The sequence below is a fragment of the Amycolatopsis sp. NPDC102522 genome (assembly GCF_055584485.1).
In genome coordinates this window covers 1-15253 of sequence record NZ_JBVJLY010000019.1, presented here as the reverse complement: position 1 = coordinate 15253, position 15253 = coordinate 1, and the positions used below count along the sequence as shown (strand labels likewise).

General features: G+C 67.9%; 16 protein-coding genes. 9 read left to right on the top strand and 7 right to left on the bottom strand.

Features of this window, described 5'->3' with window-relative positions:
- The first annotated feature begins 15 nt into the window (after positions 1–15).
- Entirely contained in the window at positions 16–609 is a 594-nt protein-coding gene (locus ACZ6YV_RS32540) for a TetR/AcrR family transcriptional regulator (protein WP_465513260.1), read from the top strand.
- A 162-nt stretch (positions 610–771) separates the two neighbouring features.
- On the opposite strand, the gene upp is transcribed toward ACZ6YV_RS32540, so the two are convergent.
- Positions 772–1395 carry a uracil phosphoribosyltransferase gene (upp, locus tag ACZ6YV_RS32535; RefSeq protein WP_465513259.1) on the bottom strand — a complete coding sequence of 208 codons (624 nt, stop codon included), beginning with the start codon at positions 1393–1395 and terminating at the stop codon, positions 772–774.
- Between the two features lie 18 nt (positions 1396–1413).
- Positions 1414–1857 carry a protein-tyrosine phosphatase family protein gene (locus ACZ6YV_RS32530; protein WP_465513258.1) on the bottom strand — a complete coding sequence of 148 codons (444 nt, stop codon included), beginning with the start codon at positions 1855–1857 and terminating at the stop codon, positions 1414–1416.
- 105 nt (positions 1858–1962) lie between these two features.
- Here ACZ6YV_RS32530 and ACZ6YV_RS32525 point away from each other — a divergent pair, with 105 nt between their 5' ends.
- From ACZ6YV_RS32525 to ACZ6YV_RS32505, 5 genes are read left to right on the top strand one after another with little or no spacing between them, the layout of a single operon-like run.
- Positions 1963–2574 carry a DUF1707 SHOCT-like domain-containing protein gene (locus ACZ6YV_RS32525; RefSeq protein ID WP_465513384.1) on the top strand — a complete coding sequence of 204 codons (612 nt, stop codon included), beginning with the start codon at positions 1963–1965 and terminating at the stop codon, positions 2572–2574.
- A gap of 22 nt (positions 2575–2596) precedes the next feature.
- Positions 2597–3757, top strand: a complete 1161-nt coding sequence (locus ACZ6YV_RS32520; protein WP_465513257.1) for a serine hydrolase domain-containing protein — start codon at positions 2597–2599, stop codon at positions 3755–3757.
- A gap of 19 nt (positions 3758–3776) precedes the next feature.
- Positions 3777–4751, top strand: coding sequence for a deoxyribose-phosphate aldolase (gene deoC, locus ACZ6YV_RS32515; protein WP_465513256.1), 975 nt, complete (start codon positions 3777–3779; stop codon positions 4749–4751).
- 3 nt (positions 4752–4754) lie between these two features.
- The gene (locus ACZ6YV_RS32510; protein ID WP_465513255.1) at positions 4755–6188 is read left to right on the top strand and encodes an aldehyde dehydrogenase family protein; all 1434 of its coding nucleotides are present in this window, start codon (positions 4755–4757) and stop codon (positions 6186–6188) included.
- Positions 6181–7047 (top strand): aldehyde dehydrogenase family protein, encoded by an 867-nt coding sequence (locus tag ACZ6YV_RS32505; RefSeq protein ID WP_465513254.1) that lies wholly within the window; start codon positions 6181–6183, stop codon positions 7045–7047. The genes ACZ6YV_RS32510 and ACZ6YV_RS32505 overlap by 8 nt, the downstream gene beginning before the upstream one ends.
- A 132-nt stretch (positions 7048–7179) precedes the next feature.
- Here the strand turns inward: ACZ6YV_RS32505 and ACZ6YV_RS32500 are convergent, their stop codons facing one another.
- Positions 7180–7815: a TetR/AcrR family transcriptional regulator gene (locus ACZ6YV_RS32500; RefSeq protein WP_465513253.1), complete on the bottom strand. Its 636-nt coding sequence runs from the start codon at positions 7813–7815 to the stop codon at positions 7180–7182.
- Positions 7816–8031: 216 nt separating this feature from the next.
- Between ACZ6YV_RS32500 and ACZ6YV_RS32495 the strand changes: the two genes are divergently transcribed.
- Positions 8032–9246 (top strand): cytochrome P450, encoded by a 1215-nt coding sequence (locus ACZ6YV_RS32495; protein WP_465513252.1) that lies wholly within the window; start codon positions 8032–8034, stop codon positions 9244–9246.
- An 8-nt stretch (positions 9247–9254) separates the two neighbouring features.
- A complete protein-coding gene (locus ACZ6YV_RS32490; protein WP_465513251.1) occupies positions 9255–9449 on the top strand; it encodes a ferredoxin in 195 nt (64 codons plus the stop codon).
- 58 nt (positions 9450–9507) lie between these two features.
- On the opposite strand, the gene ACZ6YV_RS32485 is transcribed toward ACZ6YV_RS32490, so the two are convergent.
- The 4 genes from ACZ6YV_RS32485 to ACZ6YV_RS32470 are packed head-to-tail and all read right to left on the bottom strand — an operon-like array spanning position 9508 to position 13601.
- The gene (locus tag ACZ6YV_RS32485; protein ID WP_378238789.1) at positions 9508–10323 is read right to left on the bottom strand and encodes a carbohydrate ABC transporter permease; all 816 of its coding nucleotides are present in this window, start codon (positions 10321–10323) and stop codon (positions 9508–9510) included.
- Positions 10320–11255, bottom strand: coding sequence for a carbohydrate ABC transporter permease (locus tag ACZ6YV_RS32480; protein WP_465513250.1), 936 nt, complete (start codon positions 11253–11255; stop codon positions 10320–10322). Before ACZ6YV_RS32480 ends, ACZ6YV_RS32485 begins: the two co-directional genes overlap by 4 nt.
- A complete protein-coding gene (locus tag ACZ6YV_RS32475; RefSeq protein WP_465513249.1) occupies positions 11255–12604 on the bottom strand; it encodes an ABC transporter substrate-binding protein in 1350 nt (449 codons plus the stop codon). Before ACZ6YV_RS32475 ends, ACZ6YV_RS32480 begins: the two co-directional genes overlap by 1 nt.
- Positions 12597–13601 (bottom strand): zinc-dependent alcohol dehydrogenase family protein, encoded by a 1005-nt coding sequence (locus ACZ6YV_RS32470; protein WP_465513248.1) that lies wholly within the window; start codon positions 13599–13601, stop codon positions 12597–12599. Before ACZ6YV_RS32470 ends, ACZ6YV_RS32475 begins: the two co-directional genes overlap by 8 nt.
- A gap of 129 nt (positions 13602–13730) precedes the next feature.
- Here ACZ6YV_RS32470 and ACZ6YV_RS32465 point away from each other — a divergent pair, with 129 nt between their 5' ends.
- Positions 13731–14711 carry a sugar-binding transcriptional regulator gene (locus ACZ6YV_RS32465; protein ID WP_465513247.1) on the top strand — a complete coding sequence of 327 codons (981 nt, stop codon included), beginning with the start codon at positions 13731–13733 and terminating at the stop codon, positions 14709–14711.
- The last annotated feature ends 542 nt before the right edge of the window (positions 14712–15253 follow it).

Below are 15253 nucleotides of genomic sequence, written 5' to 3'. Positions count from 1 at the left end.
CGATACCCTGTGATCATGCCCCGCCCCAGGACGCACGACGAGAACCTCCGGCTGAAACTGCTGGACCGCGCCGGTGAGCTCATCTCGGCCGACGGCCCCAAGGCCCTCAGCCTCCGCAAACTGGCCGCCGCCGTCGGTACGTCCACCACCGCGGTCTATTCACTCTTCGGCGGGAAGACGGACCTCGTCAGCGCGCTGTTCGCCGAGGGCTTCCGCCGCTTCGGCCTGCGGATGTCCGGGGTCTCGCTGAGCGGCGACCCGGTCGAGGACCTCGTGCGGCTCGGCGTCGCCTACCGCGAGAGCGCGCTGGCCGACCCGCACCTCTACGCGATCATGTTCACGAAGTCGGTGCCGGGTTTCGAACCGGCGGAGGAGACCTCCGGCCAGGCCCGCGCGACGATGGCGCCGCTGGAGGAGACGATCCGCACGGCCGTCGCCGACGGCGTCTTCCTCGACGTGCCACCCGAGATCGTGACGGTGGCCTGCTGGGGGTTCGTGCACGGGCTCGTGTCACTGGAGCTGAACGGGAACCTGCCGGAGGAGTTCACCGTGAGCGCGGCTTACGAGACCGCGCTGCGGGCGAACGCCTCCGGCTGGCTGCGCCGCTGACGCCCCGCTCCCGCTTCGCGTTTAGCCCGCTAAACGCGACGCGCCAGGTCGCGAAGGCTCCTTCCCTACCCTCAGGGTTGCGAAGGAGGCCTTCACGGACTTCGCCGCCTCGCCCCCGGGTACCGGATCGCGTTTAGCGGGCTAAACGCGATCCGGAGGGGGTCAGACCGCGCCGTATTGCCGGTCTCCCGCGTCCCCGAGGCCGGGCACGATGAAGCCGGAGTCGTTCAGCCGCTCGTCGATGCTCGCTGTCACCACGCGCAGCGGCAGCCCGGTCTTCTCCAGGTGCTCGATGCCCTCGGGGGCCGCCAGCGCGCAGATCGCGGTGACGTCGGTGGCACCCCGGTCGATGAGCAACCGGATCGTGTACTCCATCGACCCACCGGTCGCCAGCATCGGGTCGAGCACCAGCACCGGCCGGTCGGCGAGCGATTCGGGCAGCGATTCGAGGTACGGCGTCGGCTTGAGCGTCTCCTCGTCGCGGGCGAGCCCGACGAAGCCCATCTGGGCGTCCGGGATCAGCTTGTGCGCCTGGTCCGCCATCCCCAGCCCGGCCCGCAGCACCGGCACCAGCAGCGGCGGGCTCGCCAGCGCGTAGCCGTCGGTGCGCGCCACGGGCGTGTGGATCCGCTCGATGCGCACAGGCATGGCGCGGGTGGCTTCGTAGACCAGCATGACGGTCAGTTCGTGCAGCGCCGCGCGGAAGGCGGCGCTGTCGGTGCGCGCGTCGCGCATGGTGGAGAGCCTGGCCTTGGCCAGCGGGTGATCAACGACGTGCACGTCCATGCCCGTCAATTTATCTCCTCAGGTCTGCCGCGCGAACCAGCCGACCCAGCGGCGCTGCCACGGCGTCTCCACCGAACGCTTGTCGTGGTTCGCCCGCGCCCACGCCACGGCCTCGTCGGCGGTCAGGCCGCCGAGCGTGGCCAGACAGGACAACACGGTCCCGGTCCGCCCGACACCGCCGTAACAGGCGACCTCGACGCCTTCGCCCGCCGCCGCGCGCTCGTACAGGTCCACGATCCGCCGCCGCGCGTCCGCCCAGTCCGTCGGCAGCAGGAAGTCGGGCCAGCGGATCCACTCCCGCTCCCAGTCCATTTTGTGGTCGTGCTTCCGGCGCAGCTTCGCGCCGCCGAGATACAGTCCGAAATCCGGCGAAGGCCCGTCTGGCCAGGGCCGACCCAGGCCCCGTCCCCGTACCTTCACCCCGTCCGGCAGCTCCAAGGCGCCGGGTAGTGAGTTCCCCATCACGCGAGAATGCCACTGTCGGCCATAAGATGGACGTCCGGCCCTCCCACCGGCGCTAGGCTCCTGCGCGTGAGCGAAGAGCCGGCCTTGCCAGGACCCGAACAGATGCGCATCTCCGACGCCGACCGCGAGCAGGTCGCGCAGGTGCTGCACGCGGCGATGTCCGAGGGGCGCATCACCATCAACGAGCTGGAAGAGCGGCTCACCATCGTTTACGCGGCCAAGACCGTCGGCGACCTGAAACCGGTCACCGCGGACCTGCCGCAGCAGTCGCGGTCGGCGATCGAACCGGCGACCTCGCGGGCGCTGGGCCTGCCCGACGACCGCATCGGCGGGCACCCGGGCTCGGGCGCCTCGATCGCCGTCATGTCCGGCGTGTCGCGCAAGGGCAGCTGGGTCGTCCCGCCGCAGCACAACAGTTTCGCGTTCTGGGGCGGCGCCGACCTCGACCTGCGGAACGCGCGATTCGCCGAGAAGCACACGACGATCACCGCGGTCGCGATCATGGGCGGGATCGACATCATCGTGCCCGACGACATCAACGTCGACGTCACCGGAATCGGCTTCATGGGCGCCTTCGAGCTGGAGGATCGCGCCGGGACGCCTGCCGCGCCGCCGACAGCGCCGACGGTGAAGATCACCGGCCTGGCGTTCTGGGGCGGCGTGCTCGTCAAGCGGAAGCCACGCCGGAAAGACGTACCTGAAATCGAAGGCTGACCACCACCTGGGGGACCGTCTGATGCGCCGAAGTTTCGTCGCCATCGCTTGTGCCGCACTGCTTTCCGCCACCGCGTTCCCGGCGGCGGCCGCCGGGAAGACCGATCCGCGCCAGACCGCGATGGACGCGGCTGTCGCCGCGGGCATTCCCGGGATGGTCGCCGTCGCCGACGACTTCCGTGGCGCCAGCGGCGTCGCGAACATCGAGCGGCCCGGCAAACCCGACGCCTCGGGACGCTGGCGGGTGGCGAGCGTCTCCAAGGTGTTCGTCGCGACTCTCGTCCTGCAGCTCGTGGCCGAAAAGCGCGTCGGGCTGGACGAAGCCGTGCAGCGCTACCTGCCCGGCCTGCTGCCGTATCCCGAGCCGATCACCGTCCGCCAGCTGCTGCAGCACACCAGCGGCCTGCCGCGTGACCTGCTCCCCGAGGACTCCTGGGCGTCCGGGCCGGAGATCGACACCGAACGCTTCGAGCACTTCGACAGCGACGAGGAAATCCGCCTGAGCGTGACGAAGCAGCCGCTTCAGTTCAAGCCCGGGACGAGCTGGGCCTACTCCAACACCGGCTACAACGTCCTCGGCCTGCTGGTCGAGAAGACCACCAGGAAGCCGTTGGAACGCGTGCTGGCCGAGCGCATCGCCGGGCCGCTGCACCTGCGCGACACCTCGCTGCCGCGCGACTTCCCGTTCCTGATCGGCGCGGCCGCCCGCGGCTACGAGCAGCTGTACGACGCTCCGCACGGCCTCACCGACGTCACCACCTACAACTACTCGCGCTACTTCGGCGCGGGAGGCATCGTCTCTTCGGGCAAGGACCTCAACCGGTTCTTCGAGGCCCTGCTGGGCGGCCGGCTGCTGCCCGCCGACCTCCTCACCCAGATGAAGAAGACGGTCCCGACCGGTGGCGCCCTCGAGTACGGCCTCGGCCTGATGAAGCTGAACCTCAAGGACGCGGGCGCCTGCGCGGAAGACATCACCGTCTGGGGCCACGGTGGCGACCTGCCGGGGTACAACACGCTCAGCTTCCACGACGAGTCCGGCAAGGACATCTCCACGATGGCCACGGTGGACCTCACCGCGTCGCCGGACGCCGCGCTCAAACGCCAGCTGCCGATGATCAGCGAGTTCTGCTCGCCGGTGATCCCGGCCAGGGCCGCTGCCCAGGCCCCGGTGCCCAGCTTGTAGGCCGCCTACACTCACCCGTATGACAGCTACGACCAGCTCGTCAGCGGCGCCGGCCACCCCGGCGCCGCTGACGGACGCGACTCGCGACGAGGCGAGCCTGCGCCGGTTCCTGCACGGGCTGCCTGGTGTCGACCAGGTCGGCGTCGAGCAGCGGGCGGCGGGCCTCGGCACGCGCAGCATCAAGAAGGCCGCCAAGCTCTGGGCGATCGACACCGCCATTTCGATGGTCGACCTGACGACCCTCGAAGGCGCCGACACCCAGGGCAAGGTCCGCGCGCTCGCGGCGAAGGCCAAGCGGCCGGACCCGGAACGCCCGGACACCCCGCAGGTGGCGGCCGTGTGCGTGTACCCGGACATGGTCGAGACGGCTGTCGAGGCGCTTCGCGGCACCGGCATCCACGTCGCGAGTGTCGCCACCGGCTTCCCCGCCGGGCGCACGAGCCGTGAGATCAAGCTGGCCGACACCAAGATCGCCGTCGACGCCGGAGCCGCCGAGATCGACATGGTGATCGATCGCGGCGCGTTCCTGGAAGGCCGCTACCTGGAGGTCTTCGAGGAGATCCAGGCGATCAAGGCCGCCTGTGGCAGCGCTCACCTCAAGGTCATCCTGGAGACCGGCGAACTCGTCACCTACGACAACGTCCGCCGCGCCTCCTGGCTCGCGCTGCTGGCAGGAGGCGACTTCATCAAGACCTCCACCGGCAAGGTGTCGCCCGCCGCGACGCTGCCGGTCACCCACGTCATGCTGCAGGCCGTCCGCGACTGGTTCGTCCAGACCGGGGAACTGCGCGGCGTCAAACCCGCCGGTGGCATCCGGACGACCAAGGACGCGATCAAGTACCTGGTCGCGGTGCACGAGGTCGCCGGCGAGCAGTGGCTGAACCCGGATCTGTTCCGCTTCGGGGCGTCCAGCCTGCTCAACGACCTCCTGCTGCAGCGCCGCACCCAGGCCGACGGCCACTACAGCGGCCCCGACTACGTGACGGTGGACTGATCCATGGGCATCTTCGAGTACGCGCCCGCGCCCGAATCGCGCGACCTCGCGAACCTCAAACCGCACTACCGGCCGTTCGTGAACGGCGAATTCGTCGACGGCTCGGGTGAGCCGCTCAAGACGATCAACCCGGCCACCGAAGAGGTGCTCGCCGAGGTCGGCACCGCGTCGGTGTCCGATGTGGACATCGCGGTCAAGGCCGCACGCAAGGCGTACAACAATGTCTGGTCCAAGATGCCGGGCTCCGAACGTGCCAAGTACCTGTTCCGCATCGCGCGCCTGATCCAGGAGCGGTCGCGGGAGCTGGCCGTCCTGGAGAGCCTCGACAACGGCAAGCCGATCAAGGAATCGCGCGATTCCGACGTGCCGACGGCCGCCGCGCACTTCTTCTACCACGCGGGTTGGGCCGACAAGCTCGACTACGCGGGCTACGGCCCGAACCCGAAGCCGCTGGGCGTCGCGGGCCAGGTCATCCCCTGGAACTTCCCGCTGCTCATGCTGGCGTGGAAGATCGCGCCCGCGCTGGCCACCGGCAACACCGTGGTGCTCAAGCCCGCGGAGACCACACCGCTGACGGCGCTGGTGTTCGCGGAGATCTGCCAGCAGGCCGAACTCCCGCCCGGCGTGGTCAACATCCTGCCCGGCGCCGGGGACATCGGCGCCGCGCTGGTGGGCCACGGCGACGTCAACAAGGTCGCCTTCACCGGGTCGACCGACGTCGGCAAGGCCATCCAGCGTCAGGTGGCGGGCACCTCGAAGAAGCTCACCCTGGAACTGGGCGGCAAGGCGGCGAACATCGTGTTCGACGACGCCGCACTGGACCAGGCCGTCGAGGGGATCGTCAACGGGATCTTCTTCAACCAGGGCCACGTCTGCTGCGCGGGCTCGCGCCTGCTGGTGCAGGAGTCCATCGCCGAGGAGCTGCTCGAGAAGCTCCGCTACCGCGTCTCGACGCTGCGGCTGGGCGACCCGCTGGACAAGAACACCGACATCGGCGCGATCAACTCCGCCGAGCAGCTCGCGAAGATCAAGGGACTGGTGGAGTCCGGCGACGCCGAGGGCGCGCGGCGCTGGACCAGCCCGTGCCCGGTGCCGGAACGCGGTTTCTTCTTCGCCCCCACGGTGTTCTCGGACGTCCAGCAGTCGATGCGCATCGCCCGCGAGGAGATCTTCGGGCCGGTGCTTTCGGTGCTGACCTTCCGCACGCCGGACGAGGCCGTCACCAAGGCGAACAACACGCCGTACGGGCTCTCCGCCGGTATCTGGACCGAGAAGGGCTCGCGCATCCTGTGGATGGCGAACCAGCTCCGCGCCGGTGTCGTCTGGGCCAACACGTTCAACCGCTTCGATCCCGCCGCGCCGTTCGGCGGCTACCAGGAGTCGGGTTTCGGCCGCGAAGGCGGACGCACCGGGCTGGAGGCCTACCTCGATGTCTGACCGTATTTCGGTAGCCAAGACCTACAAGCTCTACATCGGCGGCAAGTTCCCGCGCTCCGAGTCGGGCCGCGTGTACCCCGTCGCCGACAGCAAGGGCAAGTTCCTGGCGAACGCCTCGCACGCGTCCCGCAAGGACGTCCGCGACGCGGTTTCCGCCGCCCGCAAGGCTTTCGGCGGCTGGTCGGCGACGACGGCGTACAACCGCGGCCAGGTGCTGTACCGGGTCGCGGAGATGATGGAAGGCCGCCGCGAGCAGTTCGTCGCGGAGGTCGCCGCTTCCGAAGGCGTCGCGGCGAAGAAGGCACAGTCTCTTGTGGACGCTTCGATCGACCGCTGGGTCTGGTACGCGGGCTGGACGGACAAGATCGCGACCGTGCTCGGCGCGGCCAACCCCGTCGCGGGCCCGTACTTCTCCTTCACCGTGCCCGAACCGACCGGTGTCGTGGGCGTGCTGGCGCCGCAGCAGTCGTCGCTGCTGGGCCTGGTGAGCGTGCTGGCCCCGGTGCTGGCGACGGGTTCGACCGCGGTGGTCGTCTCCAGCGCGGAGCGGCCGTTGCCCGCGATCACGCTTTCGGAGGTCCTGGCGACGTCCGACCTGCCGGGCGGGGTGGCGAACATCCTGACCGGACGCGCGTCGGAGCTGGGCTCGTGGCTCGCCACGCACGGTGACGTCAACGCGCTCGACCCGACGGGCGCGGAGCCTTCCGCGCGGGCGGACCTGGCGCGTGACGCCGCGGGCACCGTGAAGCGGGTCCTGACCGTGCCGGACGCTGAGCCGGACTGGACGGCCGACGCCGACATCGCGCGGCTGCGGCGGTACCTGGAGGCGAAGACCGTCTGGCACCCGCTGGGCGTCTGACGTCTCCGCGCCCTCCGCGTTTAGTCCTCTGAATGCGGAGGGATCACCGGGCCCCACATGTCATGAAAGGGTCGTTCAGGAAGAAAAACGTCCTGAACGACCCTTTCATGACATCCGGAAGCAGCGAGAGCGTCAGGGGTCGAGGTCGGAGCCGGTCAGCGCCCGGCCCGGGAGCGGTTCGGTCTCCCCGGCCCGCAGACCGTCGATCATGATGCCGATGCACCTCCGGATCGCCATCCGCGCGACCTCTTCGTTCTTTCCCGGCATCTGCCGCAGCAGCGTCGCGAACAATATCGCGACGTCCCCGGTGGCGACGTCCTTGCGGAGCTTGCCCTCCGCCTGCGCGCCCTGGACGAAACCGCCCAGCACCACCAGCAGCTCGTCACGCAGGGCCTTGATCGCGGGATCACTCTTGAGGATCACCAGCGCGCGCGGTGACACCATCGCGAGCTGGATGCTCAGCTGCAGTTCCATCGACTGGTGCAGCAGCCGGATCAGCGCCTCCCAGTCCGAAGGCTCCTCGTCCCTCGCGGCCTTCGCGTCCTTGAGAACCTTGTCGAAGTTGTCGACGGCGACCGCCCGGATCAGCGCGTCCCGATCCGGGAAACGCCGGTAAAGAGTGCCGACGCCGACGCCCGCCGAGCGCGCGATCTCTTCCATCGGGATCTCGGCGCCTTGCGCGGCGAAGATGGATCTCGCGGCGGCCAGGATCTGATCCCGGTTCCGGCGCGCGTCGGCACGCAAGCGGGTCTCGGGGTCGGCTGTCATGGTCCTCGCCTCTCAGGGGTCCTTTGGCGCAGTGATTCTCGCACGTAAGGGCGTGCCCCTCACGCTTCCCGGGAAACCACCCCTTCGCGAGTGGACGACCTGCCTCCACTTGAGTACCTTGGTGACATAAGCGGAATGAAACCATCCGCATACGTTTCGTGGCCTCCTGTCCGATATCGCCCGAACCCACCCGACATCTGGGGAAGGACAAACCCGATGACCGACGTCGAGGAAACCACCGCGACCTTGCCGCTCATGCGCAAGTGCCCGTTTTCCCCGCCTCCGGAATATGAGAAGCTTCGCGCGGAAAGTCCGATTTCCCGGGTCGGTCTTCCGTCCGGGCAAACGGCGTGGGCACTCACCCGGCTCGAAGACATCCGCGAAATGCTGAGCAGCCCGCATTTCAGCTCCGACCGCCAGAATCCGGATTTCCCGTTGATGGTGAAGCGGCAGATCCGGCGCGAGGACAAGCCGTTCCGCGCGTCCCTCATCGCGATGGATCCACCGGAGCACACCCAGGCCCGGCGTGACGTCGTCGGGGAATTCACGGTCAAGCGCATGAAAGCGCTGCAGCCGCGAATCCAGCAGATCGTCGACGAACACATCGACGCGCTGCTCGCCGGGCCCAAGCCCGCCGACCTCGTCCAGGCGCTTTCACTGCCTGTTCCGTCACTGGTGATCTGCGAACTGCTCGGTGTCCCCTATTCGGATCACGAGTTCTTCCAGGGCTGCAGTTCCCAGCTGCTCAGCCGGGAGGTCAGCGCCGAAGAGCGGATGGTGGCGTTCGAGAAACTCGAAGGCTATCTCGTCGAGCTCGTCACCAAGAAAGAAGCGAACGCCACCGAGGACGACCTCCTCGGCCGCCAGATCCTCAAACAACGGGAAACGGGCGAAGCCGACCACGACGAACTCGTCGGCCTGGCGTTCCTGCTGCTCATCGCCGGTCACGAGACGACGGCGAACATGATTTCCCTCGGCACGGTGACCTTGCTGGAGAATCCCGGCCAGCTGGCGAAGATCAAGGCGGATCCGGGCAAGACCCTCGCCGCGATCGAAGAACTCCTGCGGGTCTTCACCATCGCCGAGACCGCGACCTCACGCGTCGCGACGGCGGACGTCGAGATCGGCGGCACGCTCATCCGCGCGGGCGAAGGCGTCGTCGGGCTGAGCAACGCCGGCAACCACGACCCGGACGGGTTCGAGAACCCCGACGACTTCGACATCGAGCGCGGCGCGCGGCACCATGTCGCGTTCGGGTTCGGGGTGCACCAGTGCCTCGGCCAGAATCTGGCGCGGATGGAACTCCAGATCGTGTTCGATACGTTGTTCCGGCGTATACCGGGGATCAGGATCGCCGTTCCGGTCGACGAGCTGCAGTTCAAGCACGACTCGACGATCTACGGCCTCCACGCCCTCCCGGTCACCTGGTAGGAGGAGCCATGAAGATCATCGCGGACACCGGGAAATGCGTGGGCGCGGGCCAGTGCGTGCTCACCGATCCCGATCTGTTCGATCAGAGCGAGGACGACGGGACGGTCTTGGTGCTGAACGCCGAGCCCGAAGGCGACGAGGCCGAGGAGAACGCACGCACGGCCGTGCACATTTGCCCTGGTCAGGCGTTGTCACTCGCGTAGGTCTTGGGGCTCGTGAGTGGTGAGGACGGTTCGAACCGTCCTCACCACTCACGAGGCTTTACTTGACCGCGCCCATCGACAGCCCGCGCACCAGGTGGTTCTGCGCGATCCAGCCGACGATCATCACCGGCAGCGACGCGAGCAGGGCGGCCGCGGACAGCTGCGCCCAGTACAGGCCCTCGCTGGTGATGAACCCGACCAGGAACACCGGCACGGTCCCGGCGCGCGCGGCGGTGAGGTTGACCGAGTAGAAGAACTCGGTCCACGAGAAGATCACGCAGATCAGCGCGGTCGCGGCCACCCCTGGCGCGACGACCGGCATGATGATCTTCCGCAGCAGCACCGGCAGGGTCGCGCCGTCGATCCGGCCCGCTTCGATCATCTCGTGCGGCACTTCGAGGAAGAACGACCGCATCATCCAGATCGCCAGCGGCAGATTCATCGACGTGTACAGGATGATCAGCGCCCACACGTTGTCCAGCAGCTGGACGTTCTGCGAGATCACGTAGAGCGGGATGATCGCCGCCACGATCGGCAGCATCTTCGTCGACAGGAAGAAGCCGAGCGCGTTGCTCGTCCCCTTCACCGGCGCCAGCGACAGCGCGTACGCCGCCGGGATTCCCAGCAGCAGCACGAAAATCGTCGACACGACGGTGACGAACGCGGAGTTCGACAGGTACGGCAGGAAACCGCGTTCGAGCACCCCGGCGAACTGGTCGAGCGTCGGGGTGAAGAACAGCCGCGGCGGATCGGTGTAGGCGTCGGCCTCCTGTTTGAAGGCCGTGAGGATCATCCACAGCAGCGGGAACACGAACAGGATCGCGATCACCCAGGTCGCGACAGTCAGCGCGCCCGCGCCGAACCGGGCCTTCATTTCACGCCTCCCTGCACCGAGAACGAGCGGAACATCAGTCGCAGCGCGAAGGTCGCGACGATCATCGTCAGGATCACGACGATCACGCCCATCGCGGACGACTGCCCGACGTCGAAACCTTGGAACGCCCGTTGGTAGATGTAGAAGGGCAGGTTCGTGCTGGCCGTTCCCGGGCCGCCCTGGGTCATCAGGAAGATCGCGTCGAAGCTGTTCACGATGTAGATCGCGCCCAGCAGCGTCGCGAGCTGCAGGAACCGGCTCAGATGCGGGAGCGTGATCGCGGTGAACGTCCGCCAGCGGCCGGCGCCGTCGACCGACGCGGCCTCCAGGACGTCCTTCGGCTGGCTCTGCAGCCCGGCCAGGATCAGCAGCATCATGAACGGCGTCCACTGCCAGACGACCTGGGCCATCACCGCGGCGAGCGGGAACTCCGAAAGCCAGTCGACGTCGGTGCCGAAGACGAAGTGCAGCAACCCGTAGGTCGGGTCGAACATCGTCGTCTTCCACAGCAGCGCGCCCGCCGCGGGCAGGATCAGGAACGGCGTGATCAGCAGGGTCCGGACCACGCCGCGGCCGAGGAACTTACGGTCCAGCAGGATCGCGAGTCCCAGGCCGAGCAGCAGCGAGAAGAACACGCAGACGACCGTGAGGACGACGGTGTTCAGCAACGCGCCGAGGAACGTCGAATCGGCGAAGACGTCGATGTAGTTCTGCAGCCCGACGAAATGCCGTGAACCCGGCCGCACCAGGTTCCACGACTGGAACGAGTAGAACACCGTCAGCACGAACGGAAGCTGTGTCACGGCGACGACGAACAGCAGGGCGGGCAACAGCGGTAGCCGTCGTTTGAACGGCGTGTCGGTGCCGCGCTTCGGGGCCGCCTTCTTGGCTTCGGCGGGCTCGGTGCGGGCAGGAGCGGAGAGCGTGGCCATCACTGCACCTCCTGATACGACTTGCCGACGGTCTGCGCGTACTCCTGTGACTGCTTCAGCGCTTCGTCCACGGTGATCTGGCCCGCGATCGCCGCCGAAAGCTGCTGGCTCACCCGCGTGCCGAGATCCTGGAACTCGGGGATGCCGACGAACTGGATGCCGGGGTAGGGCACCGGATTCGCCATCGCCTTCCGCTGGTCGGCGTCAGCGATCCCGTCCAGCGTCGGCTGCGCGTAGGCCTTGGCGGCCTCGCGGTACTGCGGGATGTCGTAGGTCGACTTCCGCACGCCCGGCGGGACCCGGTTCCAGTCCTTGAACTCGCCGGCGACCCGCTGCACGTAGGCCTTGTCGGTCATCCAGGACATGAACTTCCAGGCAGCGGCCGTGTCTTTGGCGCCCTTGGCGACCTTCGGGATCGCCAGCGCCCAGGTGTAGAGCCAGCCGCTCGCCTGCGTCTTCTCCACCGGAGCCGGGGCGTAGCCGGACTTCCCGACGACCTTGCTGGCCGACGGGTCCTCGTTCGTGCCCGCCATGACCGTGGCGTCGTACCACATCGCGGCCTGGCCTTGGGTGTACCGCGTGCCGCATTCGGAGAAGCCCGCGCTCGACGCGCCGACCTCGCCGTGGTTCCGCACGAGATTCACGTAGAACTCGGCGGCCGCCTTGAATTCGGGGCTGGTCAGCTTGGCGTTCCAGTCCTTGTCGAACCACTGCGCGCCGAAGGTGTTGGCGACCGTGGTGAACGGCGCGAGGCTCTCGCCCCAGCCGGGCTTGCCGCGCAGGCAGATCCCGGCGACGCCCTTCGCCTTGTCGTCGAGTTTCGCGGCGAACTCGGCGATCTGCGACCACGTCGGCTTGGCGGGCATCGTGAGCCCGGCCTGCTCGAACAGATCCTTGCGGTAGGCCAGGAACGAAGACTCGCCGTAGAACGGCACCGCGTAGAGCGATCCGTTGTGCGACAGGGATTCCTTGATGCTCGGGATGAAGTCGCCCGCGTCGTAGGAGGGATTCGCCGCGATATGCGGCTCGAGGTTTTCGAGCCAGCCGTTCGCGGCCCACTGCGGCGCCTCGTAGTTGCTGATCATGACGACGTCGAATTCGCCGCCTTCGGTGGCCGTCGACGCGGTGATCTTCGCGCGGGCCTGGTTTTCCGGCAGTGAGACGAACTTGAGGGTGACGCCGGGGTTCGCCTTCTCGAACTCGCCGGAAAGCTCGATGGCGTCCTTCATCTGCGGGTTCGCGACGATCCCGACGACGAGTGTCCGGTCGCCGGTCCCGAGCGCGCCCGCACCGGCGCATCCGGTGAGGCTCAGCAGGAGGACCGCGAGCAGGGCGGCTGCTTTACGCACTTTCGCCTCCCGGTATTACCTGCACCTTCAGGCCGGCGCCGCTGCGCATGAGGGCGAGCGCGTCGGGGTACTGCTCCAGCGGCAGGGTGTCGGTGAGCAGTGCGCCGGTGTCGACGGCGCCGCTGGCCACCAGGTCGAGCGCGGCACCGAAGCTGTTCATGACGGCCATCGAGCCGACGACGGTGATCTCGTCGTTGTAGATCCGGAACGGCGAAAGCGCGACGCGTGCTTCGGCGGGCGCGACTCCGAAGACCAGCAGGCGGCCTCCGCGCTGGAGCGAGTCGAAAGCGGCTTCGATGGCCGGAGCGGCGCCGGTGCAGTCCGCGGCAGCGTCGAACTTCTCGTCGTCCAAGTCCTTCACGTCACCCGCGACCGCGACAGCGCCGAGGTCCATGGCACGACCGAGGCGGGCGGTGTTGCGGTCGACCACCGTGACCTGGGCGCCCGCACGCTGCAGCAACTGCTGCATGATCAGTCCCATCGTGCCCGCGCCGACGACGAGGAACCGCTCCCCCGCCTCGACGCCGATCCGGCGCACGCCGTGGACCGCGCAGGAGACCGGCTCGACGAGCGCGCCCTGCTCCCAGGTCATCGTGTCCGGCATGCGGTAGCAGTTCGCGGAAGGAACGGCGACGTACTCGGCGAAAGCGCCGTTGACGGTGTCGCCGGTCGCGTTCCAGTTCTCGCAGAGGTTGCCACGGCCGGACCGGCAAGGCTTGCAGTAGCCGCAGAACAGCGACGGGTCGACGGCCACCCGGTCGCCGACCTTCCAGCCGCCCGGCACGTCGGCGCCGAGTTCGACGATCTCGCCGGCGAATTCGTGGCCGGGGACGATCGGGTAGGGCGTCGGCGGGAAATGCCCGTCGGCGATGTGGAGGTCGGTCCCGCAGATCCCGCAGGCACCCACCTTGACGACGACCTGGCGATCCCCCGTTTTGGGATCGGGTACTTCGCCGACCCTGATCTCCCCGGGCTTGTCCACGATCGCGGCACGCATGCCAGCTCCTCTTCTCTCCGCTCAAATGAGCGGGACGGGCCTATGCTTCGGACTGCATGTTCAGGCATGGTGAACTTTTCCCTGGTGTTACGTCAACCTTTCCGATTGATTTCGCGGTATAGTGCTCAGATGAGCGGGAAGAAGGTGGGTCCCGGCCTGGTGGAGTCGCTGCGCCTGGCCGCCGTGGCCCGGCGTTTCTACGAGCAGGGCGCCTCGAAACTGGAAATCGCCGACGAGTTCGGGATCAGCCGGTTCAAGGTCGCCCGGATGCTGGACACGGCCAGGGAAAGCGGAATCGTCACGGTCGAATTCCGATTGCCCGCCCCGGTCGATCTCGTGCTGTCCGAGGAGATCCGCTCCGCGTACCGGCTGGATCGCGTCCTCGTGCTCGAACGAGCGCCGGAGCCCGAGACCCGCGAAGTGGCCCGACGGAAGATCGGCGCGCTCGCCGCCCGGCTCCTGACCGAAATCATCACTCCCGGCGACGTTCTCGGGCTGTCGTGGGCACGTTCCGTGAACGCGATGACCGACGCGATCGAGTCGCTGCCGAAATGCCCGGTCGTGCAACTATGCGGGGTGCAGGCGGGGATGGACATGCGGGACCGGTCGGTGGAAACGGTCAGCCGGGTCGCGTCGGTGTCCGGCGGCGAGGCGTACCCGATCTTCGGGCCGCTCGTCCTCCCCGACCGCCGCACCACGGAGACGCTGCGCAGGCAGCCGGGGATCGCGGAAACCTTCGGGCAGTTCAAGAACCTGACCAAGGCCGTCGTCAGCATCGGCGCGTGGAAACCCGAGGAATCGACGGTCTACGACGCGCTCGACGAGACGGAGCGGAGCGCGATAGCGAAACGCGGGGCCAAAGCGGAGGTGTCCGCGCGCCTGTTCGACGCCGACGGGACGCCGATGTCCACCGGTCTGGCCCATCACGTGCTGGCCATCAGCGCCGAAGAACTGCTGGCGGTCCCTGAAGTGATCGCGCTGGGCTACACGGAACCGAAGGCCGAAGCGATAGACGCCGTCCTGCGCTCGGGCATGGTCTCGACGCTGATCACCGACGCCGCCGCGGCCATCCCGCTCCTCCGGCTGGCCGAGGCCCGCCCGCTCCCCTGACCGATCACGCGAGTTCCGCCTTCAATCACGTGAGTTCCGCCTTCAATCACGCGAGATCGCCGCCTGATCACGAGTGGTCGCCCATCTCGCCCGCACACGACACCTTTGACCTGCTTCTCAAGAACCGTCCTTGCCACCCACGACCACCGTGCCCCGTCGCCGCGTTCGCGTAACCGGTGGGACGGCACGTGTGATCAGACGGACGACACTCGACGACGCCGAGTCCACCGCGTGTCGTCCGTCCGATCACGCGAAACCGCCCGGCCGCAGGTACGGGTTCTATTGAGAGGTAAGGCAAAGGTTTCGTACTCGACCGCTCGCGCGTCTGTCGGCTCCGGGTGTCGCGAAAGCCACTTTCGCGACACCTGACGTCCTGAAAGTGGCTTTCGCGACGTTGGGTCCTGCCGGAGTGCGTCGGGCCGGGATGGTCGTGAGTGGCGATTCGTGGTAACTAGTCAGGTCCCGGGTCATGTGGTGATCGTCGTTCTGCGATGATCACTGGGTGTCCGGGGGTGAGCGTCCGTCGTATGACGAGTTGGCTG

What these genes read in the sequence shown, in the direction of transcription:
- ACZ6YV_RS32540 (WP_465513260.1), top strand. Translation starts at nt 16, where the DNA reads ATGCCCCGCCCCAGGACGCACGACGAGAACCTCCGGCTGAAACTGCTG.
- upp (WP_465513259.1), bottom strand. Translation starts at nt 1,395, where the DNA reads ATGGACGTGCACGTCGTTGATCACCCGCTGGCCAAGGCCAGGCTCTCC.
- ACZ6YV_RS32530 (WP_465513258.1), bottom strand. Translation starts at nt 1,857, where the DNA reads ATGGGGAACTCACTACCCGGCGCCTTGGAGCTGCCGGACGGGGTGAAG.
- ACZ6YV_RS32525 (WP_465513384.1), top strand. Translation starts at nt 1,963, where the DNA reads ATGCGCATCTCCGACGCCGACCGCGAGCAGGTCGCGCAGGTGCTGCAC.
- ACZ6YV_RS32520 (WP_465513257.1), top strand. Translation starts at nt 2,597, where the DNA reads ATGCGCCGAAGTTTCGTCGCCATCGCTTGTGCCGCACTGCTTTCCGCC.
- deoC (WP_465513256.1), top strand. Translation starts at nt 3,777, where the DNA reads ATGACAGCTACGACCAGCTCGTCAGCGGCGCCGGCCACCCCGGCGCCG.
- ACZ6YV_RS32510 (WP_465513255.1), top strand. Translation starts at nt 4,755, where the DNA reads ATGGGCATCTTCGAGTACGCGCCCGCGCCCGAATCGCGCGACCTCGCG.
- ACZ6YV_RS32505 (WP_465513254.1), top strand. Translation starts at nt 6,181, where the DNA reads ATGTCTGACCGTATTTCGGTAGCCAAGACCTACAAGCTCTACATCGGC.
- ACZ6YV_RS32500 (WP_465513253.1), bottom strand. Translation starts at nt 7,815, where the DNA reads ATGACAGCCGACCCCGAGACCCGCTTGCGTGCCGACGCGCGCCGGAAC.
- ACZ6YV_RS32495 (WP_465513252.1), top strand. Translation starts at nt 8,032, where the DNA reads ATGACCGACGTCGAGGAAACCACCGCGACCTTGCCGCTCATGCGCAAG.
- ACZ6YV_RS32490 (WP_465513251.1), top strand. Translation starts at nt 9,255, where the DNA reads ATGAAGATCATCGCGGACACCGGGAAATGCGTGGGCGCGGGCCAGTGC.
- ACZ6YV_RS32485 (WP_378238789.1), bottom strand. Translation starts at nt 10,323, where the DNA reads ATGAAGGCCCGGTTCGGCGCGGGCGCGCTGACTGTCGCGACCTGGGTG.
- ACZ6YV_RS32480 (WP_465513250.1), bottom strand. Translation starts at nt 11,255, where the DNA reads ATGGCCACGCTCTCCGCTCCTGCCCGCACCGAGCCCGCCGAAGCCAAG.
- ACZ6YV_RS32470 (WP_465513248.1), bottom strand. Translation starts at nt 13,601, where the DNA reads ATGCGTGCCGCGATCGTGGACAAGCCCGGGGAGATCAGGGTCGGCGAA.
- ACZ6YV_RS32465 (WP_465513247.1), top strand. Translation starts at nt 13,731, where the DNA reads ATGAGCGGGAAGAAGGTGGGTCCCGGCCTGGTGGAGTCGCTGCGCCTG.